Source organism: Porphyromonas vaginalis (assembly GCF_958301595.1).
GTDB classification, from domain to species: Bacteria; Bacteroidota; Bacteroidia; order Bacteroidales; family Porphyromonadaceae; genus Porphyromonas; species Porphyromonas vaginalis.
On record NZ_CATQJU010000001.1, the window covers coordinates 1 to 22,892 of the forward strand.

The window sequence follows — 22,892 nt, forward strand, 5'->3', positions numbered from 1 at the left end:
ATGACTGACAGAGAAGCAGCCCTGCGGGCGTGGTCTGAGTGTACAGTCCTCCTCCAAGCGATGATCCAACCAGAGGTCTACAACGCTTGGTTTCCACACATCAAGCCAGTCTCACTCATCGGAGTGGAGATGACGCTCGGTGTGCCTAGTCAGTTCTTCTGTGAGTACATCGAGACACACTTCATCAATGAACTCAAGCAGGTACTACAGCGCATCGTCGGTCCCAACGTAGTCCTCAAGTACAAAGCACTTGTCGACAGCGCAGCCTCGCATCGCAAGAACTCGTCCGTCACGCTACCCACACAGAGCTATGCGAGCAATGCTTATGGTGCTGCCAGCACCTATACGATCAATGCCAATGGAGCTGCAGCCGCGCTTAAGACAGAGCCACGCCAGCTGCCAGACTTTGACTCGCAGCTCAAACCTCAGCTGAGCTTTGACACCTACTATCAGGGAGAGTCCAATCGTACCGCCAGCTCCATCGCACGCTCTATCGCTGAGAAGCCTGGACAAGGTGCCCTCAACCCTTGCTTTATCTATGGTCCTTCGGGAGTCGGTAAGACGCACCTATGCCATGCCATCGGACTACGGATCAGAGAGCTTTACCCTGAGTTCAAGGTGCTCTACGTCTCCTCTCACATGTTTGAGATGCAGTACGTCGCTGCTACAAGAGCCAATACGACCAACGACTTTATCAACTTCTACCAGCAGATAGACGTTCTCCTCATCGATGACATACAGGGGCTGATCGCCAAAAAGAAGACGCAGCTCACCTTCTTCCAAGTCTTCAACCACCTCTACATGCTAGGCAAGCAGATCGTCCTGACGAGTGATACGGCACCGGTCAACCTCGCTGGGCTTGAGGAGCGCCTCATCTCGCGCATCGCAGGTAGCCTGACGATAGAGGTAGAGCGTCCAGACTACGACCTCCGCAGGGAGTACCTCCGCCACAAGAGCGAGGAGAGCGGGAGCATACTGCCCCGAGAGATGATCGACTACATAGCCCGCACGGTCACCAGTAGCATCCGCGGCTTGCAGGGAGTCTTTTTTTCGCTCATCACTCGTGCAGCTGTCGAGGGCTGCGACATCACCTCCTCTTTTGTCAAGAAGATCGTCAGCCAGACGGTCAAGCAGGAGAAGAAAGAGATCACGGTCTCTATGATTGAGAAAATAGTGTGCGAATACTTTCACGTGCCGATAGAGCTGGTGCGCAGTCGCTCGAGAAAGGCTGACGTAGCTCAGGCACGGCAGATGATTATGTACTTTGCGAAGCGCTACACAGATCAGTCGCTCAGTGCTATCGGCGAACTGCTCGGCGGTCGCTCGCACGCTACTGTGCTGCACAGTTGCAAGGTGGTAGAGGATCAAGCAGAGGTCTCCACGGCTTTTCGATCAGACCTCAACGCTATCGAGTCGCTGATCAAGTAATTGCCAAGCCTTATGCCCCACCCCTCCCGAGCTACCGAGACTGGCTACATAGACCCCACGACGATCATTGACGAGGGGGCGCACATTGGTGCTGGCACAACTATCTGGCACTTCTGCCACATCATGCACGATGCCGTCATCGGGGAGCAGTGCCATCTAGGACAAAACGTAGTCGTCCAGCCACATGTCCATCTAGGCGACCGCTGCCGTGTCCTGAACAATGTCACGCTCTTCACAGGAGTTTACTGCGAAGAGGAGGTTTTCTTAGGACCTTCGTGCGTTTTCACCAACGTGATCAACCCGCGTGCAGCAGTCTCACGGAAGGAGGAGTTTCGTCCCACACATATAGGCCGAGGCGCCTCTATCGGAGCCAATGCGACGATCCTCTGTGGCGTCAAGATTGGCGCTTATGCGATGATTGGCGCCGGTACGGTCGTGATCCGCGATGTGGCTCCCTACGCTCTGGTCGTAGGCAACCCAGCTCGACAGATCGGCTGGGTAAGCCAAGAGGGACACAAGCTAGACTTTTCCGAAGGTCCTTCCTGCTACGTGGCGGAGGAGCAGCGCACCTACCACCTAAGCCCCGACGGCAACACGATAACTTGTGACAACCAATAATCGATATATGAATATGGAAAGCAAACCAACCACTCTAACCAAGCAATACACCATCGAGCCTAAGCATAGTGCCGCAGAGATGGGCTCAGGCGATATGCCTGTCCTCGCCACACCTGCACTGATCGCTTTTATGGAGAATGCAGCTATGCTCCTCGCCCGCAACTATACCGAGGAGGGCTCGACGACCGTCGGCACGATGATCACCACCGACCACCAGCATGCGACACCCATCGGAGAGACGATCACAGTCACAGCACAGCTCTCCTCGATAGAGGGGCGCAAGCTCACCTTTGCCATTGAGGCCACTGACCAAGCTGGCGTCGTGGCTCAAGCTACGCATGAGCGTTTCATCGTATCGCGTCAACGATTCCTGGAGCGTTTGGGCATCAAGGAGTGATTGTCTGGCTAAATTCTATCTCGAGGTGCTGGGAGCAGATCACTCTAGGGATAGGATGTCTTAGTCAAACGCGATAAAACTCAATATCCACGTGGAGATTTACGAATCCCCGCGTGGCTATTTTTTTGTTCTCCACGTAGACGAGAAACATTTCCTCCGAAGTTTCATTTGATTCTTCCGAAATTTTATTTCATTCCTCCGAAGAATTTTTCCACACCCACATGGAGGTTTGAGATTTCCTACGTAGAGATCAGTTTTTTTTATGCAGCAAAAGCGTATCAAGCTCCCAGAGATCCTATTTTACAATGTAGCTGCTATAAATTTCCCAGCACCTCAAAAATAGAAATTAGCCTGAGATTTCAGTACCTTTGTACCAAATATCACGACAGACTATAAGCAATGCAAGACGATTCTATCACTTCTCAGATAACTAGTGTCTACGATCCTGCGGGTGTCGAGACTAAGTGGTACCAGTATTGGCTAGACCACAAGCTCTTTGAGGCACATGTGGATCACAGCAAGAAGCCCTACACGATCATCATGCCCCCGCCCAATGTGACAGGCGTACTGCACATGGGGCACATGCTCAATAACACGATCCAGGACATACTCATCCGTCGTGCTCGCATATCGGGTTACAACGCTTGCTGGGTGCCAGGCACCGATCACGCCTCAATTGCTACGGAGGCTAAGGTGGTAGAGCAGCTTGCCAAGCAAGGGATTCAGAAGAATCAGCTCACACGAGAGGACTTCCTCAAGCATGCTTGGGAGTGGACCGACAAGTATGGCGGCATCATCCTCAGCCAGCTACGCAGACTAGGCGTATCGTGCGACTGGAGTCGTACAGCCTTTACCCTAGATGAGGAGCGCTCGGAGTCGGTCATCAATGTCTTCTGCAAGCTCTACGAGGAGGGACTCATCTACCGTGGGGTACGCGTGGTCAACTGGGATCCCAAGGCACAGACGGCACTCTCGGACGAGGAGGTTATCTTCAAGGAGCATCAGGGCAAGCTCTACTATCTCCGCTACTTCATCGAGGGTACTGAGGATTACATCATCGTAGCGACGACGCGTCCCGAGACAATCATGGGCGATACGGCCGTCTGCATCAATCCGACAGATCCTCGCTACCATCATCTGCGTGGTAAGCGGGTCATCGTCCCGCTCGTGGGTCGCTCTGTCCCGATCATCGAGGATGAATACGTAGACCTAGAGTTCGGTACTGGCTGCCTGAAGGTCACCCCTGCCCACGATATCAATGACTACCAGCTCGGCATCACGCACCAGCTGGAGACGATAGACATCTTCAACAACGACGGCACACTCAACGAGCACGGCGGTAAATATGCGAGCAAAGATCGCTTCGTAGTCCGCAAGGAGATCGTCGCAGACCTCAAAGAGGCTGGTTTGCTTGATCACGAGGAGGACTACACCAACCGCGTCGGCTACAGCGAGCGCACCGATGTAGCTATCGAGCCAAAGCTGTCGATGCAGTGGTTCCTAAAGATGTCTGAACTGGCCAAGCCCGCTCTACAGGCAGTCCTTGAGGATACCGTACAGCTTGTACCCAAGAAGTTTGTCAACACCTACCGCTATTGGCTGGAGAACATCAAGGACTGGTGCATCAGCCGTCAGCTCTGGTGGGGACATCGCATACCAGCCTACTACCTATCCAACGGACAGTTTGTCGTAGCCGCTACCGCTGAGGAGGCTTTGGCAAAAGCAAAGCAAGAGACAGGCGACAACAGCCTAACCCTCGAACAGCTCAACCAAGAGTCAGACTGTCTCGACACATGGTTCTCCTCCTGGCTATGGCCTATCAGCCTCTTTGGCAAGATTGACGGCTCCGAGCCTACAGAAGACCTCAAATACTTCTACCCCACCTCCGTCCTAGTCACGGGACCTGACATTCTCTTCTTCTGGGTAGCCCGTATGATCATGGCGGGGTACCACTTTATGGGGGATCGACCCTTTGACAAGGTCTACCTAACCGGTATCGTCCGTGACGACAAGGGGCGCAAGATGTCTAAGTCACTCGGCAACTCGCCCGACCCCATCGACCTCATGGATAAGTACGGTGCCGATGGCGTGCGCCTAGGGCTTATGATGGCGACCTCTGCCGGCAATGACCTCCTCTACGATGAGAGCCTTGTGGAGCAGGGACGCAACTTCTGCAATAAGATCTGGAATAGCTACCGCTTCCTCAAGACGCAGAGTGTCTCCGACGAAGTCGAGCCAGACGCAGCTAGCCTGATAGCTATGGAGTGGTTTGAGTCACTACTCGCCTCGACAATGAGCGAGCTGGACGACCTCTTCGACAAGTACCGCATCAGCGATGCCGTCACGCTCCTCTACAAGCTTGTCAGAGACGACTTCTCCGGCCTTTATCTAGAGGCTATCAAGCCCGCCTACGGCACCAGCATGAGTCGTGACGTCTACGAGCGAACGATCCACTACTTCGAGCAGATCTTCATCTTGCTACACCCCTTCATGCCGTTCATCACGGAGGAGCTTTGGCAAGATGTAGCACCTCGCCAGGAGGGTGACTCCATCATGTACGCACATCTAGACGATACGCTACAGGCTGACAAGCAGCTCCTCGCCGACATGGAGCATGCCGTGGAGCTGATTACCAAGATACGTAGTATACGCAGTGCGCATCAGATAGCAACGAAGCAGTCGCTCGCGCTCACCACCAGTGGCAAGCACCCCGAGCGTATGAGCGAGCTAGTCATCAAGTTGGCCAACCTCTCTGCCCTCACGAAGTCGGAGACGCATCAGTCGGAAGAGCATACGGCCGAGCACTTCATCATCGGCACAGTCCCCTACTCCGTCGAGCTGGCGGGTGCCATCGATGTGGAGAAGACCGTAGAGCGTCTGCGTGGCGAGCTAGAGCATCAGGAGAAGTTCCTCGCAGGAGTTCGCAAGAAGCTCTCCAACGAGAAGTTTGTCGCCAACGCCAAGCCCGAAGTTGTCGCCCTCGAGCGCAAGAAAGAGAGCGATGCTCTGCTACGCATTGATGAGGTCCAGCAGCAGCTCAAGCAGCTCGGTGCCACCCTCTAAGTGACACTTTGGTCAACCTAGTAACCTGTGGAAATCCCTCTCAGGCACTTCGAAGAGTATATCGACGAACCCATCTTAAAGCGAGGACTCTCGTACTTTAAGAAAGGGTTCGTTCACGAGCCTGCAGAGATTCGCCCAGGCGATTACGAAGCAGTCGTAGAGGGATCTGAAGAGTACACCGTAAAGCTCTCCATCAGAAATGGTGTTATCACAGAGCATTCGTGCGACTGCCCTTACGACATGGGGGCCGTCTGCAAGCATGTCGCTGCGGTAATCTTTTATCTAGAGCAAGAGAAGCTAGGACTTACTCAGAGCACAAAAAAGGGAAGCTCTAAAAAGGCGAAGGCCTCATCTTCTAAGCCCTCCAAGCGCAAGACTATCGCTCAGCAAGTTGACAATCTGCTCGACAAAGTGACTCATGACGAGCTGACCCTATTCGTCCGCGAGCATGCCGCCAAGAATGCTCAATTTAGAGACTTACTGCTTGCCTCCTTTGCTCAGTACAACCCCGACGAGTCAAAGGCGCTATACGCCAAGCAGGTCAAGGCACTGATCAAGATCGCCCGCGGTAAATACGGACTTATAGATTCGTCTGGATCTAAGTATATCAGCAAAGAGATAAGCCCTATGCTAAGCTTGGCTGAGCGTTATCTAAGCCAGGGCAACCACAAGAGTGCCTTCTTCATTTGCACCGCCATAATGGATGAATTGATCTCAGCCTTGCTATGTGCGGACGACAGAGAGGGCATCCTAGGAAATACTATTTACGCAGCCTACAACACACTCTCCGCTATTGCATCTGAAGAGCCATCTGAAGATATAAGGAAACTAATCATCAAGTATTGCTTTACCTCTTTTGACAAGCGTACCTTCGCGGGATGGGATTGGCATATTGGGCTCTTACAGCTTGCGGCTTGCATCCTAGATACAGAGGGCGAAGTGGAGGAGATCTTTAAGCGAATAAATAGCATACCTGAGTCCGATGAATATGAGATAAAGGAGGTTCAAAAGATCAAGTACTGCATCCTATTAGAGAAGAAGGGAACTGAAGTCGCTCAGAAGTACCTCGAGCAAAACCTAGACAACCCAAGCTTCAGAGCGCAAGCTATCCAAGACGCTTTGGATCAAAAAGATTACGAGAAGGCTACCGCCTTAGCCAATGAAGGCATAGATCAGAGCTCTGGGTACCCTGGACTAATTATCGACTGGTATGACTGGCTCTTGAAGATTGCCGAAAGCCAAAACGACACCGAGCGAATTATACTTTATGCTCGAGACCTCTTACTGGAAAGCCTCAACCCCAAGCGAGACTACTATCAGATACTCAAAGAGATAGTACCGCCCGAAGAGTGGACCGGGTTCGTTGAGACAATCGTCCAAGAGGCTATGGAGCGAAAGCCATACTATGGTGTAAACTTCGTAGCCGCCATTTTCGTGCGAGAGGAGTGGTGGAGCAGGCTCTTTGAATTAGTAAAGACAGAGTGCTCCTTAGACCAGCTAGCGAAGTACGAAAAGCTCCTCGCACAGCATTTCCCCAGCGAGCTAGCAGATCTCTACGCAGAGCGCATCATAGAGTACGTTGAGGATCGAGTAGGGCGAGACTACTATCGCACAGCTTGCAGATATATCCGTAGGATGATCAAGCTCGGAGCTAGAGATAAGGCCGATGAAGTGATTAGTCAGCTGAGACAGACTCACTATAGGAAGAAAGCTCTCATGGAGGAGCTAGACAACGTGTAAGTCTGAGCAGACAAACCCGTCGGGCTACGCTTATCAAGGAGCCTCATACCCTCTCACAAGACTAAACTTCTACATAAAAGGGAGTAGCCCCCAAACGGCTAACAGACCGCTGTCCATAACAAGAGGCCTCAATCGCTGCGCAAAAGCGGTTGAGTCCTCTTCTTTTTGAGTCCAGCTCTTCGCAGTCAAATGAGTTGCATAGAGGCTAGCGGGCGGTACGGTAGGAGTCGCGGAGCTTTTGCTCGTACATACGGAGTAGCGTGGCGTCTGTGATCTCTGTGCGAATGGCACCGACGAGGGAGGCGTCGCCTGTGAGCGTTATCTCGGCAAGTAGCCACGCTATCGCCATCTGGACGTAGTACGCATCATCGTGTTGCAATGGGGCGATATGGTCTAGTGCTGCTCTAGGGGTGCCTAGGTCGTGACGTATGAGGTCGAGCCACGCGACGATGGTGAGCCGACGTGCGTAGGGATTGGCGTCGTGAGCATGCGCAGCCACCGAGCGGAGGACTATCTGTCGCTCCGCCTCTCCCCTACTGGCCCAGCTTGCGAGGAGTTCTTTGTAGTAGTCAGGCACCGCCCAGCCGTCACAAAGTGGATAGAGGAGGGGCAGCCCTTCACTAGCGGAGGCTAGACGAGCGATGACACCTCCGAAGATGATTTTGTACTCATACCATGCGACTGCTCTCTCGTGGAGCAGGTTGACGGCTTCATCTAGTGTAAGCAAGCGACTGAGCTGCTTTACGGCATATCGTAGCCACTTCATGCGAATGCCGAGGACGCTCTCGGGTCGTGAGGAGACTTTGGTGCGTAGTGCCATAAAGGCGGCATAGTCAGGCTCACGACGCTGCTCTAGCTGTGCGAGCAGTGCGGAGGCTTCTTCAAGAGGAGACTGTTGCATAAAGGCGAATCGCTGTGTTGCTTTCGGGACTCGGCTTCGGTCACATACGGAGGTATGCTCCCTTCAGACCTCACCCTCAGCGCCTTGCGCTTCATCCTTTCTGCAAAGTCTAGACAATCTTGCAAGCAAGATTGTGAGACTGTTGACTTTTGCAACAGTCTCAAGAGGTGTGGGTGTCATAAGGCGGGTGTGTAGCAAGTTTCTCCAAATAGCACAGTCCCCCATATACGATCCGTGTATATGGGGGACTGATTACATGATGCCACCGTGAGCATGTGGAGAGCCTCCACAGTCACTTAGTGATATGTGCTTGAGACTACTTCTCGTCCTCTTCTGGAGTGTAGAGAGGGTCGCCAGCGAGAGCCTTCTCCATGTGGCTTACCCAGACGTTGACGATAGCGGGATAGTCAGCTAGTCCGTTCATCGTGCAGCCATCAAGGGTGCACTTATAGCCAGCCTTGTTCATCTCATAGCGCCAGCTTCCCTCCTCAGGATTCTGCGGATCGACACCACCCTTGAGGTCGTTGTTAGCGTGATCACCAGCGATAGACATGAGCGGGTGTAGGAGCATCGTGCCTTCGGTCTTGCCAGCCTTCTTAGCGCGAGCGATCAGGTCATCTACAAGGTTGCCCTCCATATCGACAGTAGCAACGAAGTAGTTGGGGCTGAGCTTCTGGAGCTCCTCCTCAATCTTGAGGTAGCGAGCATTACCGCGTCCGTAGTTCATGTTCTCAGGATTACCGTGTCCCATGAAGCTGACGAGCTTGTTTTCAGCAACAGCCGTGCCATAGATCTTGTGAAGCTCAGCAGCAACGGCCTTGCAGTCATCATCGCTCTCTAGTAGTGGACCAGCAAGGTAGACGGTTGTCTTAGCGAACTCGGGGTGATCACCATCGTTGCGGAAGTCCTTGATGCAGTTCTGGATACGTAGGAACTCCTCACCAGGTACGATGTGTAGAGACTGAACTGCTATGTCCTTGTATCCAGCAACTCCAAGAGCCTCTAGATAGAATTTGGGTGCGTAGTAGTTCCACCCCTTCTGAGCGCAACGTGTCATGCAGATCTCAGAGGTAAAGGCGAAGTAGAGGTCTCTGTCGGGGAACTTCTTCTTGAAGGCCTCCTGTACCTTCTTAAAGGTCTGCTGAGGCTTATCCCAGGTACTACCGAAAGAGACGAGGAGTAGAGCCTTGTCTGTGGTCTTCTTTGCCTTCACCTCCTGGGTTACAGCCTGCAGCTTCTTGTCGTGATTTGAGAGAGCTAGGTTGTTGTCCTCCGTGCAGCCTACGCATGTTAGGAGTGTCAGTCCTAGAGCGCAGAGTGATAAGATTGTCAATAGCTTCTTCATTGTTGATAGGGGTTATAAGTTATTTTATATTTGTTTGTGTGTGTGTTGGCTTGATAAAGTGTAGTGCGTTAGGGGGGAAACGATGATTTGACTAATCCTCCTCATCCTCCTGAGCGTGCCGAGAGGTGCGCTTAGTCGGCGTGATCTGCTTGGCTCGCCCGAAGTGTACGCTCAGCGTCATGTAGAGCGTACGTCCCGGTGTCGATGTGCCGTAGTGCAGACCGTGTGGTGTGGTCTCGTAGTAGTTGAGCAGGTTATCGACACCGACATTCAGGTCGATAGACCAGTTTTCATTAGGTATGATCGTCTGCTGCGTATTGAGACGCCATAGATGGTAGGGTTTGCCATTGCCATCATCCTGATAGTAGCGGGTACTCTGCATACGTCCGTAGAGGCCCACGGCGAGCTTGTAGCGCTGCTGGTGGAAGGCTTCGCTCCACGATAGTCCTACGGTAGCACGGTGATGCGCCATACCGTCGATCGTGACCTGACGCATCTCGCCCTTCTCGTCATCGTAGAGGAGTGCATCCGTGTCGAGGTAGCTATAGCTGGTCATCAGCGTCCACTGCTTGTAGATGCGCCACTTGGCAGTGACATCAGCACCAAACGTCTTCGCCGTATCCATATTCTTGTATTGGCGAATGCGGTTAGGATTGTACGACACGAGGAGGTCACTAGGTGCCTCCGAGCGTGGTATCGTCACCAGCGTGATCATGTTGTTGAGGAAGTTGGCGTACCCCGTGACACTCACATTGACAATAGGACTATGGTACTCGACGCTACCCGAGATGTAACGGCTCGTCTCTGCCTTCAGATGCGGATTGCCTAGATGAAGCACGATCATCGCCATCTGGCGAATGTATCGGTAGTGGAGCTCCTTGATCGTTGGGGTCTTAAAGCCCTCGGAGTAGGTAGCCCGCAGATTGACAGGGCCTAGCTTGTAGAGGAGAGAGACCTTGGGAGTAAACTTTGCCCCAAAAGCTGGGTGATAGGTTAGTCTAGCACCCGCTGTCAGGTTAAAGCTCCGCGTAGGTGTCCACTCATCCTGTAGGTATAGCCCCGCACGGAAGTCATCGACACGATTCTCATCTAGTCGATGCGGTGCTATGAGCCAGTTGTGATGCAGGTCTACACCCGCACTGAGCCGCTGATCAAAGGGCAGTGCGAAGACTCCCTTGAGCTGTGTCGTGATGCGCTGCTGATTGCTCTGCAGTCCCACATCTCCAGGGAAGTATGGGAAGCTTAGCTCCTTGCCTCCAGGCAGGAACTCCTTCGCCCAGGTCTCACCTGTGTAGACGTAGTAGTAAGCGTGCATGTAGTACTGCATCTGAGCCGTCAAGACTGCTCCCTGTGGGGTCTGCCAGCGCATACCAGCACCTGCCGAGGTGTTGTGATAGCGGAAGTCGTAGGTCTTGTAGTCAGGCACACCCATTGGGCGGTGGATATCCTTGCGATAGTAGTTACCCTCGACATAAGCCGAGAGCGGCTCGCCCTGTCGCCAGTAGAGATGCTGCCCTATCTGCCAGTCTAGGAAGGGGTTGGAGGTGTTATTGACCGAGTTCGTGATAGGATACTCGTATCGATTTGGATCCTCGCAGGTAGTGTTTTGCCAGCCGTCCGAGTGCTTTAGATTAAAGTCGGTCAGCGTCGTCCAGTCGCCCACCTTGTACTGAAAAGCGTTGGACTGATTGACCACACCATAAGAGGCTACGCGCGTACTATTGTCTATGGATAGATTGTCACGACTCTTCTTGGTAATGATGTTGATAACACCTGCGATAGCGTCACTACCATAGAGTGCTGAGGCTGCTCCCTTAACCACTTCGATGCGCTCGATACGGGTCGGGTCGATCATGTCGAGATTCGTCTGCCCACCCAGATCACTCATAAGTCGCTTACCATCCACGAGAATGAGGATGTACTGGCTCCCTAGACCGCCCAACTGCATAGCGGTACCCATATCGCTATGGCTGAAGTCTATCGATGGGATCAGACCCGAGAGTATCTCCGTGAGCGTCGCAGATCCGTAGCTCTCTAGCGTCTTGGCATTGATGATCTCGGTCTGTACGGGCGCATTCTTGAGGAGGTAGTTCGTACCGGTACCCGTCACGACCACCTCGTCTAGATTAAGGACTGAGAGCGAGTCTACCGCTGCCCATGCGAGCGAATCTGTCGGCGTCGATGCGCTGGTCTGCGCCATCAGCGTAGCTGGGAGTAGCAGAGCTAAGAGCTGTACAACGATTGCAGGATATCTATTCATACACCAATAGGGGAAAATCAATAGAAGCAGGCAACCTAACCTCAACCCCAACAGATTCGGTTAGAGTAGCTTTTATACACCACAAAGGTAGTAAAAAAAAAGCATTGCCGAGCAACGGATTGCGCTAGCTAGATCTGAAGAAAATCTCACGAACAACGATGTGTAAGGACACACAGTTGGTATCTAGCGAAAGTGCGTCCGTTGTGGCTGTTAGCTGTTAGCCGTTAGCGATTGGCTGGTGTTACTGAGTCCTGTAGGGACGCACGATCTGTGCGTCCGTTGTAGAACGGCAAGACAAGTATTGATACCGTCTCCTTTAACGGGGACGGACGCACAGATCGTGCGTCCCTACAGGGTATCGTCACGGCTAGTGGTGTCCGTTAGCTGTTAGCTGTTGGCTGGGAAAAGTTGATGTTGGCTCGCTACAATAATTTAGAACTGACTACATATCAAAACGGTGCCGTGTCGGTGAAAAGTGATTTCCACGTGGATATTTCGAAATCTCCACGTGGAGAATAAAAAATTCTTCGGAGGAATCAAATGAAACTTCGGAGGAATGAAATGAAACTTCGGAGGAATCAAAACGCCCCCACGTGGAAAATAAAAGATATCCACGTGGAGATTTGAGATTCCCCACGTGGATATTCGAGAAAGGAGGGAATCGGACGAATTTTCCCGTAAAGATATGTAAATAGAGACTAGAGGTTAGAGGGCTAGTGGCACTCGTGCTCCTAGTAGGCCTAGTGCTTCTGGAGCCTGCAGAAGGGTTACTCGTAAGAGCTGCGGTATCGCAAGAAGTGACTTAGTGAGAGCTGCTTCGGTGGGGACGTATGATGATGAGCGAGAAGTAAGGGATAGGCTGACGAGCGAGGAGCGCCTCTCGATCACTGGTGAGTAGCTCTAGAGCTGGATTGCCGAGATGCTCGGCATAGATGAAGCCGTTGTGGTCCTCGGCGATCACCTCACGAACGATGTCGGCACAGCGCGAGAGCTTCATCACTACCACCGTATGTCCCTGCGCCAGTGCTTCGCGAAGCTGAGACTCACTGTCGACTTTGCTCAGCACGAGGAGCGAGTCATCTTGGCGCACCAGTCCCTCGCCGACGGCTGCCGCTGCGGCTATATAATAAGGTATCCCTGGCACAACCTCCATCTCGGCACCAGCCTGACGTAAGAGGTCTGCGAGATACTGCACCGTGGCATAGGTGCCGGCATCGCCGATGGTGACGACGCTGCAGGCGAGTCCCCTACCCTGCTGATCTAGCAGTCGAGTGGCCAGCTGCTCGTAGTAGCGGATCGCCTCTGTGCGGTCACTGCTCATCGGTATCTCTAGGATTTGACACCGCTGAGCGAGGGCGGTACCTTCGGGTAGCGCAGCGACAATTCGGTGAGCTGCCTCGCCTAGGCAATAGATCTCGTCTGCCGTCTGGAGCTTGCCATAGGCCCGCATGGAGATATCTTCAGGCGTGGCAGCACCGAGAGAGACAATCGCTATCGGGTGTGGCGCTTTCATCGACGGAAGAGGTGCTTGAAGTTGTCATTGTAGAGCTTAGAGAGTCCTGCACGGTTGTCGATGGCATCCCCGACGACCATCAGCGTGGTAAGCGTGAGGTGGTGCTCACGAACTATCTGCGCCAGCTCGGAGAGTTGACCGCGGTAGATGCGTTGCTCAGGCCAAGTGAGCTTGTAGCAGACCGCCACGGGTGTCGTGGGTGGGTAGTGAACGAGTAGCTCCCGCTGCACCTCCTCGGCGAGGGTGGCACTGAGGTAGATGCACATCGTGCTCTGCGAGGCAGCTAGCTTGTGCAGTTGCTCTCGCTCGGGCATTGGCGTACGACCGCCGCCTCGGGTTAGGATGATGGTCTGCACACGCTCGGGGATGGTAAACTGAGACCTAAGCTCTGCGGCGGCTGCTAGGAAGGAGGAGATGCCGGGCGTGATGTGGTAACTCATACCCGCCTCATCAAAGAGTGCCATCTGCTCCTGTATGGCACCAAAGATGGCGGGGTCTCCCGTGTGTAGCCGCACGATAAGCGCATGCTTGTCGTAAAACTCCCGCATCAAGGCAAACTGCTCCTCGAGATTCATATCGGCAGAACTTCTCACCATGGCACCCTCCTTAGCATAGTAGGTTAGTTCGATAGGGACTAAGCTACCAGCATAGAGGATTAGGTCGGCACGCTCGAGGAAGTGCTTACCACGCACAGAGATTAGCTCAGGGTCTCCTGGCCCCGCCCCGACAATCTCTATATGTCCGTGGGGCAACCCCTCGGGAGCTACGGCAAGACTATAGGTGAAGTCGCTCTGCGGCGTGAGACAACCCTTTTGCTTCTCTATAATAAGTAGTCCGCCCTGACTGGCTGCGAGGGCGGAGGCTTCGCTGACGCTCGTCGAGCCCGTGGCTGTGGCGACACGCTCTGAGGGGTTGGGTACCTCGATGCCCGCTAGCTCGTCGCTACTGTAGAAGTGGCAAGGCTTGCCTAAGTGCTGGGAGAGTTCGTCGAGGATTGGTTCGCCACGCTTGAGCTCGATGCTATTGATCGTGGCGATGGCACTAGGGGCGTACCCTTTGGCACGAATGTCGGAGAGGATATGCGCCACGACGCCTTCGGGATTTGCCTGATGGCGACACCCCACGCCAAGGTGCAGGAGTGGCGGACGGAAGTAGAGACAAGGGATGGTCAAGCCCTCCAATAGGCGATAGCTCACCGCTATGAGCAGGTCGTAGCGGCTCTGGTCGACATCCTCGTAGCGGTAGTAGAGATCCACATGCTCTGGGCGGGTGCGCTCTAGGTAAGCGGTACCCTCGGTGCGCATCTCTAGGAGCAGAGCTACGGGGCGTTTATTGACAAAGGTGGTGATGGCGGCGTTCATACTACAGCCTGCGGTCTCGCGACTCCACCCGATCTCTGCGCCCAAGGTGTCTAGCGCCCACAGCCCCTGCCGGTCGCTCTGAGTGGTGATGACCGGCTCGGCACCTAGTATGTGTGCGATGCGCTCGGTCCACTCGTTGGCGCCGCCGATGTGTCCCGAAGCGACGGAGATGACATACCGCCCCGTGGTGTCTACGCAGAGGACCGCAGGATCGTGATGCTTGTCTCTGAGCAGTGGGGCAATGGTGCGAACGCAGATCCCCATAGCGGAGACAAAGAGTAAGACATCGCTCTCGGCAAAGAGGCACTTAGCCCCCTCGGCAAGGCTGGGTAGCAGGGTGAATGAGTCGCTTGCCTTCTCCTGGTGTGTCGTATAGAGCTTTACGTCGGGCAGTTGGCTTGCTATCTGTAGTGCGATCTTTTGACCATCAGGAGAGATGGCTAGGATCGCTATGCGTGGTTTTGAGTTCATACAAATTAGTGTGTGCTTTTGGTCGCTTGTAAGACAGCTATCGGGTTGTAGTCATCGATCTGCATACGGGTCGTGGAGGCGATGGAACCACCGACGGCAGCAATGGCTCGTCTGAAGGCCTCCTGGCTCTCGCTCGAGACGGAGTTAAAGACGATACGCCCGCCTATGGCGAGACGACGCCACGCCTCCTCGACGATCTCCTGCAGGTGCCCGCCATGCCCTCCGATGAAGACTGCATCGGGCTGAGGAAGTGGGTCGAGGTCGGCGCAGAGGAAGTCGCCCCCGCAGAAGGTGATGCCCGGGGTGTGATGACGACGCGCATTGGCGTCGAGAAGCTCGGCGCCCTCGGGACGTATCTCGAAGGCAACCACCTGCAGGCTCGGCTGCTGTAGACGCGCCTCGATAGAGACGGAACCAGTGCAGGAGCCGATGTCCCACAGGACATGCGTCTGGTGCAGGTCTAGCTGCGAGAGAGTCTCGAGACGTATCGCCCGCTTGGTAATCATCCGCTCACGTCCATTGAGCGGGATGAAGTCCGCATCGGGGATGCCAAAAGGACGAGGCAAGGGCTTCGTCTGAATGAGGATTAAGTTGTTGGGATAGGCGAAGGTGCGCTCAGCCATTTCCGCAAGAGAGAGGCGAGAGAGCTGCTGTCGCTCCCTATTACCCAGATGCTCCCCGACGAGGGCTCGGTAGTTATCGTAGCCGTAGTCGATCATGCGCTGGGCGATGCGCTGAGGGGTGTGCTCCTTGCGGTCGGTCAGGATGCCGATCATGCGCTCGCCAGAGATTAGTGCTGCGTCAAAGGCTTGCCACGGTCTCCCCGTGAGTGACACGACGTGCATATCTTGGTAAGGTAGCAGAGCCGCATGGGCGAGGAGCTGCAGGGAGTGGAAGTAAGGGTGCAGCTCGATCTCCGCCTCGGGGAGAAGCTGCATGATACGCTGCCCGATGCCGTTGAAGATGGGGTCGCACGAGGCAAAGACAACGACTGTGTCGTACGCCTTGTACTGCTCGATCACATCGTCTATCGGTGGGGTTATGTCTATCCAGTGGTACTCCGTCGGCAAGATCTCACGAACTATCTCGTGGTGCCGTGCGCCACCTGAGAAGATGCGCTCACCAGCGAGTCGCTCCAGTAGCTCTGGGTTCCACCGCTGCTCTCGGTCATCGCTGATTCCTATGAGGATGATTTTCATAAGTCACGACCAGGCTTGAGCGTCTCGGCATCGCCATAGCTAAGGGTCGCGTTGACCAGCGTTGCCGCAAGATTGCTGCCTCCTTTGCGTCCCTCGATGATGAGCTTAGGGATGTCGTGAAAGGGCTTGACCATGTGCTTTGACTCGCACACATGGACGAAGCCTACGGGTGCTGCGACAATTCCAGCGGGGTGAGCCTTGCCCTGGCGAATGAGGTGCGCCAGCTCCATGAGAGCCGTCGGAGCGTTGCCAAAAGCGTAGAGCGCATCGGGATGCTCCTCGACGGCGAGCCGTATGCCCGCCTGCGTACGGGTAATGTCCAGACGCTCTGCCATCTCAGCCACACGTGGGTCGTGCAGGTAGCAGAGCACCTCGATACCGTAGCGTGCCAAGGCACCTTTGCGGATGCCCGAAGCGACCATCGTCACGTCGGTCACGATGGTGCGTATCTTGCCATCGACATAGCCTTGGTAAATGCGAGAGACTGCATTGGGATCGCTGTAGAGTAGCTCCTCCATCTCAAAGTCCGCCGTCGTATGGACAGCGTGTAGCATCGCCCATAGATGGTCGAGCGGATAGCTCTCGGGATGCTTGAGTAGCGAGAGGATCGTGCGAAAGCTTTCGCTCATGATGCGCTGCCCCACCTTCTCTTCGTCACTACCTTTGTCACGATAGTAACCTCGTGGTGTGACGATCTTGCCCTTTGAGAGGAAGCTCTGACTATTGCCGATGATGAGGACGGTAAACATATCGACATCTTGCGTATCCAGCTCTCGTAGGGTCGTCGTCCAGACACGCTGGTCGGGACGCCCCGCCTGTTGCACTAGTCCTACGGGCGTATCGGGTGAGCGGTGCTTGAGAAACAGCTCGCGCACACGCTCCAACTGCCAGTACCGCTTGATGCTCTTAGGGTTGTATAGTGCCGTGACGAAGTCAGCCTCCGCAGCCGCTATGGCGCGTCGCTCGATGATTGCCCACGGAGTCATCAGATCACTCAGCGAGATGATGCAGAGGTCATGACCAATGGGTGCCCCGAGGAGGGCAGCTGCTTTCTGAAAGGCGGAGATCCCAGGTAGGACCTCTAGCTCTACATCACTGCCCCGCTCATCGCACATCTCATAGAGGAGCGGAGCCATCCCATAGATGCCCGCATCGCCAGAGCTAATGACACAGACGGTCTGCCCAGCCTCAGCTCGCTCGATAGCTAGCCTGGCTCGCTCACGCTCTTGGCGCATACCAGTGTCAATGCACTCAGCACCCTCGTGTAGGTACTCTTGGATAAACTGAAAGTAGTAAGCATACCCGACCACCACATCAGCCTCTCTGAGGGCTTGATGCACAGCGGGCGTTATATCTTCAGGACTGCCGGGACCGATGCCGGCGATATAAATCTTTTTCATAGTCTCTCTTTGCTATTGTTGGACGGGCTTGGCACACCTCTTATTTGTTGCGGCGAGACTTAGCCCGATGAATTACTCTGCGAAGATAACGAAAACCGAGTATTACACCACTCACCGAAACGACCAAACCACCTAGCACCAGCACCAACATACAGATGACGCGTAGCGTGGGATGCTCTGCAAAGAAGCCGATGCGGAGGTTGTGACAGAAGGGGTAAAGCCACTTCTTGACCCGCCCATTGAGACTGTAATAGCGTGTCTCCCCTGTCGTCGGACTGATGTAGAGACGACTCGACTCCTTGTCCTGTGCCGAGATGCGGTAGATCGGTAGCTCGTAGAGGTTGTTTAGACTGACATAGTAGTTGTCGTAGCTTTCCATCAGCTCAATCTGCATGTCGGAGGTTCCCAGCACAGGCGTGAGCTTAGCTTTGATATCCTCTTCGGTCAGACGCAACGGCTGTGGAGCTTCGCCCAGCGCATCCCAGCTCTCTAGCTGTCCGTGGCGCTGCACCTCGTAGTAAGGGTGTCCGCCATAGCTGCGCCAAGTGATCTGCTGCACGCCGCCTAGGTCGAGCAGCAGGCGGTAGTCATAAATGTCCGAGCGGCCCAGCTGGGGAGCCTCTACGACCTGCACCTCCTTGCGCTTCGCCTTCGTGTCGTGCTGAGGCACGATCCACGACGGCAAGTCGTAGAGCGACATGACCCCGCTGAGGGCGAAGAGCGTCAGCGAGAGTCCGAAGATGACGCCCCCGACGAGGTGCCAGTGCAAAACTTTATTGCGCTTGTAGGGACTGCGCAACCGCTTCGTCCGTCTCCACATACGGACGTAGAGACGTATCCCGAGGTAAAGGCCGGTAAATGCAGCAATGACAGCGAGCGAGGCGAAGATTGAGATGACCCAGAGCCAGGCGGTGCGGTTTTGCCTTAGCCACCAATAGTAAAACATGTGGGGAATCGTACCACACGACGCCCCGATACGCTCAGAGCGGGTGCATAGCTGGACCGCCTCGCCCGTTTGACTAGAGAGATAAAGGTAAGTTCCCTCTGAATCGTCAAAGCGGTATCGGTAGAGAGGCAGATCCTTCTTGATCCTCGGGTAAGGTGTCCACGTGTCTATGTGCCGTATCGTATCAACCGCCACGATGGGTGCAGAGCTAAAGCGCATTGCATACTGCTCGTACCAAGAGTCAGGCACCGACTCCTCTGCTGTCGTCAGGAGCGAGTCCGCATGCCACAGATACCCCCCCTCGCTTGTCTCCACACGCCACACCGGCTTGCCACAATGCGTAGTGAGTGCGAGTGCCGTCAGCTCTTCGCCAGGCTGTAGCTTCGCCTGCAGTGTAGCCTCCGAGGGAAGAGTCGCAGAGGATGCAAGGGTGTCTTGTAGTGGTAAGTCCTTGTCCCCTAAGCGGGGGAAGGAGCAGAAGATCATCACCCCTCCAGAGATCAACCATAAGAGGAAGAGCGGAGCACAGATGGTGCCTAGTACTTTGTGAAGCCAGCGCATAGTTGGTATGTAATAGGATTATAGGGTTGTCATTGTTTATAAGAGAGGTCTCCTAAGCTGTGAAGTCTCCCATAAGAAGCAACGGTGCGACCGCTAGCAAACGCAGCAGCCGCACCGTGTGGTGAGTCTCTCACGAAAGAGAGCTCCGTATTAGTAGCTCAGCCACTAGTGTAGCCGTACTAGAGGTTTACTCCTTGACGATTGGAGTGATGCGATCTATCTCGAAGCCGTCAGCCAGCGTAGCGCCCTTAGTCACCTTGCGGGTGTTGACGTTGTACTGGTAGATGGTCGTAGGAGCGCCCTCCACATTGGCACCGATGCTAACCAAGTCACCATTGCGTACGACCAACTGACCGAAGTTGCCATTGCTGAATGGGATATCCTTGATATGCTCGACCTGCTGCGTCTTCATGTTGCAGCGTAGCCAGTAGTAGATATAGCGGTTCTTCTTGCTGCTCCATTCGGTATTACCCTTCTCCTTGAAGTCAGGGTCCTGCATATAGAGGAGTACCTCGTCATCATTGAGCGGGAAGACCGTGATGATCTTACCACGAGGCTGTGCATAGCCGTCGAAGCTCTTGTCCGTCTCCATAGAGCCAGCATTGACACGGAAGAGGAAGCTGCGTTGCTTCGTACCGCTCTTTTTCTTAGCATTCTCGGGGATATTGCAGGTAGCTGCAGCGAAGTAGAAGTTGCCCTTGGAGTCAAAGAAAGTCTTCTGACTGCGTGTCTCTCCAAAAGAGGTAGAGCTTAGGTGCTCGCAGCGTGTGTCCTTGTCGATCTTCTTCACCTGCATCGTACTCGCATCGATGAAGGCGATGTAGATCTCATTACGCTTGGGAGGTAGTGCCATAGAGGTCTTCTTAGACTTCTCCATATAAACGTGTGGGTAGATAAGCATATTGTCAGCCTTGCGGTAACCAAGCAGACCGCTAGAGTTGAAGATTTCACCCTCTGCGGGCTTAGGTAGGTCAAGCTTGCCCTCAGCAGTGATGACCATCTTGTTGACATCGACCTTGACCCAAGAAACCTCTTGCTTGTCACCTACGGAGCTAACCATGACGAGTGTGTTGTCGTCTAGCCAAGCGTGTGAGAAGCGACGGTCAAGGATCTGTGGCATAGGAAACTCCTTGATTGTCTCGACGCCCGTGTTGGAGACGCGGAACCTGCCGAAGCGACCTTCACGAGAGACACTGTAGTAGTAGCCCTGGTGATATAATACGTTAGGCGTTATGGTAGATGCTGAAGTCTCTACACCCTGTCCCTTGATACTCAGGACACCCGTGGTCAGGTCAGCGACACGTGCGATGATGTGCGGGTCAGTGTTAGCGGTTGACTGACCAGTGGCTCCATCTATAGGTACCCATAGGTCATAGCCCATGGTTATCTCCTTCTCAGGATTGGGCGTATCTGATTCACACGACGTGAACGAGAGTGTGACGAGGGCGACTACGAGAGCCGCCAGCAAGCGATAAGCTTTAGTCATAGTTATCTTAGTTTGTATTATTAGTATATAAGTATGTCTCTAGTTCAGAAATATGCGGAGCTTGCAGTAGAAGGCGCGTCCGGGCTTCTGTAACATATAGTTGTCGTAGAGCGGACGGTCTAGCAGGTTGCTACTCTGCAGTGATATGGAGTAGCGGTCGTGAGCAAAGCTCCAGGTGACACCAGCCGAGAGATCGTAGCTGGTCGGTATGATAGCCTTAGTGTCCTTGCGACCGAAGGCTGCCCAGGTGAGGTAAAACCAGTGGATATAGCCCAGTCCAGCGTTGAAGTGTATAGCACTCGCCTGTATGCCAAACGGCTTGCGCCAGTTAGCCCCTAGGAGCAGGTTGCCGTAGAGAAAGGGGTCGTTCGGGATCCGATAGCCATAGGTCGGATTCGGCTTACCATAGATGTTGATGCGCGTGCGGTCCCGCTCATCGGTGTAAGTGCCATTGAGCGTAAGGTCTAGGAGGTTGGCGTAGTTGTACTTGACCTCCATCTCGCCACCGAGGACGAGCGATGAGCCGACATTATCGTACTGGCTCTCGACATCACCCATCACCACACGGTGGATGTAGTTAGAGACGTCTCGGTAGAAGGCGGTCGCCTCGTAGTTGAGGAAGTGTAGGTCGCCCCACTGCGCCTGACCATAGAGCGTCAAGTTCAGGTTGTAAGCTTGCTCAGGGTGGAGCTTGAAGTTGGGGTAGATGTTGGCACCATTACCCATCAGCTCGCGAGCTGTCGGCAAACGGGTGGCTCGCTCGAAGGAACCTTTGATGGCTAGCTCGTCAACAATCGTATAGCGCAGCCCAAGGCCGTAGCCTAGCTCGTTCTTCGTCTGCTGCGCTGGCACCTTGTCAGAGCCTGTCAACCAATACATATCAGCCTGCTCGATGGCAACGTGGTAGAGATAGTCCTTGACAAAGAGCATCCCACGCAAGCGACCGTTGAGAAGCGACGTCCCATAGGACAGTCCCAAGATGTGCCTTCCCATACGATCCCTTGAGGCCTCAAAGTTCGGATCGTAGGTATCGTACCGCTCATTGGCGACGGCGGTCATCTGATAGTTAAGGTTGAGATGTCCGCCCCGTGGTAGCACGTAGGCAAGGTTAGCCCGAGCCGTCCAGGTAGGGCGCACCGTGTGGCGTATCATACGTGTGCGACGCATCACCTCGCTATAGTGAGTCTCTACGAAGGTCCCGTCCCAGCTGTACTTGCGGTAGGCGGTATCTGTGATGATAATATGGTTGCGAGCGAATGATGCATCTACCGTAGCCGATAGTCCGGGGGTGAATAGATTGCGCTTGGCGTAGTGTGCCGAGAAGCTCAAGTCGTCACGGTCCCGCATCGCCTCGCCGATGACTAGCGACTGGCGAAAGCCGGTCTGTATCTCGCTCGCGCTCTTCGTATAGCCCACTCCGAACAGGGCTGCGTCGGCCCATGGCTTCTTAGTCACGCCCAGCTGCAGACGGCCCAGGAGCGACTGGTAACCATCGTGAAAGCGTCTGAAGTCTCGCTGCTCGTACTCTTGGGACTCAGCATTCCACACCTCCACACCGCGCATGATGTAGTCGTTCTTCGAGTATTGATAGCGTAGCGTAGGACGCACTGTAAAGCCGCTCCGCTGCTCTCTATACTGCCCCGTCAGGTCTAAGGCAAAGGTGTGAAAGGAGCCACCTCGCAGCGAACAGTCCAGATAGCTCTCCCCACGCGTGTTCGTTACTATGTTGACCGCTCCTCCGAGAGCGTCCATCCCTAGCTCAGGAGGTACCACCCCTTTGTAGATTTCGACGCGGTCGATGAGGTTCACCGGTAGCGTAGCAAGCGAAGCCCCCTCACCCATCGAGGAGAGCGGCACACCATTGATAAAGTAGCGGACAGCATGCCCCGACATACCATTGATCGATAGCTCATTGCTCGAGCCTACGCCACCAGACTCTCTGAGCCGTACGCCCGAACTCTGAGCGACCAACTCGTTGAGACTACCCATAGAGGCGATGAGCGGCTTGACGTCTAGGCTGATCGCCGAGAGCGCCTGCTGCTGCATAATACGTCTATGAGTAGGAGCCACTACGACCACTTCGCCGAGACGCTTGTAGTCTATTGTGTCGCGATGATTCCTGAGCGTATCCCGCTGCGCTGCGAGCGGGAGGACACAGCTAGCTAGTAGCAGGAATAGGTAAAAGTAGCTACGTCTCATCGAA

General features: G+C 54.3%; 15 protein-coding genes. 5 read left to right on the forward strand and 10 right to left on the reverse strand.

Annotation, left to right across the window (positions count from 1 at the left end; translation table 11 throughout):
* The 5 genes from dnaA to Q2J34_RS00025 all read left to right on the forward strand — a co-directional run.
* The coding region (dnaA, locus tag Q2J34_RS00005) for a chromosomal replication initiator protein DnaA (protein ID WP_298887569.1) at positions 1–1,428 on the forward strand (1,428 nt) is incomplete at its 5' end.
* Positions 1,429–1,440: 12 nt separating this feature from the next.
* On the forward strand, positions 1,441–2,046 hold the full coding sequence (locus Q2J34_RS00010; protein WP_300968929.1) for an acyltransferase: 606 nt from the start codon (positions 1,441–1,443) through the stop codon (positions 2,044–2,046).
* Between the two features lie 13 nt (positions 2,047–2,059).
* The gene (locus tag Q2J34_RS00015; protein ID WP_300968930.1) at positions 2,060–2,443 is read left to right on the forward strand and encodes a thioesterase family protein; all 384 of its coding nucleotides are present in this window, start codon (positions 2,060–2,062) and stop codon (positions 2,441–2,443) included.
* A 399-nt stretch (positions 2,444–2,842) separates the two neighbouring features.
* Positions 2,843–5,506, forward strand: coding sequence for a valine--tRNA ligase (locus Q2J34_RS00020; RefSeq protein ID WP_300968931.1), 2,664 nt, complete (start codon positions 2,843–2,845; stop codon positions 5,504–5,506).
* Positions 5,507–5,533: 27 nt separating this feature from the next.
* Positions 5,534–7,246 carry an SWIM zinc finger family protein gene (locus Q2J34_RS00025; RefSeq protein ID WP_300968932.1) on the forward strand — a complete coding sequence of 571 codons (1,713 nt, stop codon included), beginning with the start codon at positions 5,534–5,536 and terminating at the stop codon, positions 7,244–7,246.
* 205 nt (positions 7,247–7,451) lie between these two features.
* Here the strand turns inward: Q2J34_RS00025 and Q2J34_RS00030 are convergent, their stop codons facing one another.
* The 10 genes from Q2J34_RS00030 to Q2J34_RS00075 all read right to left on the reverse strand — a co-directional run bounded on the left by Q2J34_RS00030 (position 7,452) and on the right by Q2J34_RS00075 (position 22,888).
* Positions 7,452–8,147 (reverse strand): DNA alkylation repair protein, encoded by a 696-nt coding sequence (locus Q2J34_RS00030; protein WP_300968933.1) that lies wholly within the window; start codon positions 8,145–8,147, stop codon positions 7,452–7,454.
* Positions 8,148–8,463: 316 nt separating this feature from the next.
* Positions 8,464–9,492, reverse strand: coding sequence for a sirohydrochlorin cobaltochelatase (locus Q2J34_RS00035; RefSeq protein ID WP_300968934.1), 1,029 nt, complete (start codon positions 9,490–9,492; stop codon positions 8,464–8,466).
* A gap of 91 nt (positions 9,493–9,583) precedes the next feature.
* Positions 9,584–11,752: a TonB-dependent receptor plug domain-containing protein gene (locus Q2J34_RS00040; RefSeq protein ID WP_300968935.1), complete on the reverse strand. Its 2,169-nt coding sequence runs from the start codon at positions 11,750–11,752 to the stop codon at positions 9,584–9,586.
* Positions 11,753–12,554: 802 nt separating this feature from the next.
* On the reverse strand, positions 12,555–13,265 hold the full coding sequence (locus tag Q2J34_RS00045; protein WP_300968936.1) for a precorrin-2 C(20)-methyltransferase: 711 nt from the start codon (positions 13,263–13,265) through the stop codon (positions 12,555–12,557).
* On the reverse strand, positions 13,262–15,097 hold the full coding sequence (gene cobM / locus Q2J34_RS00050; protein ID WP_300968937.1) for a precorrin-4 C(11)-methyltransferase: 1,836 nt from the start codon (positions 15,095–15,097) through the stop codon (positions 13,262–13,264). The genes Q2J34_RS00045 and cobM overlap by 4 nt, the downstream gene beginning before the upstream one ends.
* A gap of 5 nt (positions 15,098–15,102) precedes the next feature.
* Positions 15,103–16,296 (reverse strand): precorrin-6y C5,15-methyltransferase (decarboxylating) subunit CbiE, encoded by a 1,194-nt coding sequence (cbiE, locus tag Q2J34_RS00055; RefSeq protein ID WP_300968938.1) that lies wholly within the window; start codon positions 16,294–16,296, stop codon positions 15,103–15,105.
* Positions 16,293–17,696: a precorrin-3B C(17)-methyltransferase gene (gene cobJ / locus Q2J34_RS00060; protein WP_296953326.1), complete on the reverse strand. Its 1,404-nt coding sequence runs from the start codon at positions 17,694–17,696 to the stop codon at positions 16,293–16,295. Before cobJ ends, cbiE begins: the two co-directional genes overlap by 4 nt.
* A gap of 40 nt (positions 17,697–17,736) precedes the next feature.
* On the reverse strand, positions 17,737–19,203 hold the full coding sequence (locus Q2J34_RS00065; RefSeq protein WP_300968939.1) for a PepSY domain-containing protein: 1,467 nt from the start codon (positions 19,201–19,203) through the stop codon (positions 17,737–17,739).
* Between the two features lie 187 nt (positions 19,204–19,390).
* Positions 19,391–20,689, reverse strand: a complete 1,299-nt coding sequence (locus Q2J34_RS00070; protein ID WP_298889016.1) for a hypothetical protein — start codon at positions 20,687–20,689, stop codon at positions 19,391–19,393.
* Between the two features lie 39 nt (positions 20,690–20,728).
* Complete coding sequence (locus Q2J34_RS00075; RefSeq protein WP_298889014.1) at positions 20,729–22,888, reverse strand: TonB-dependent receptor plug domain-containing protein; 2,160 nt, start codon at positions 22,886–22,888, stop codon at positions 20,729–20,731.
* Positions 22,889–22,892: the final 4 nt, after the last annotated feature.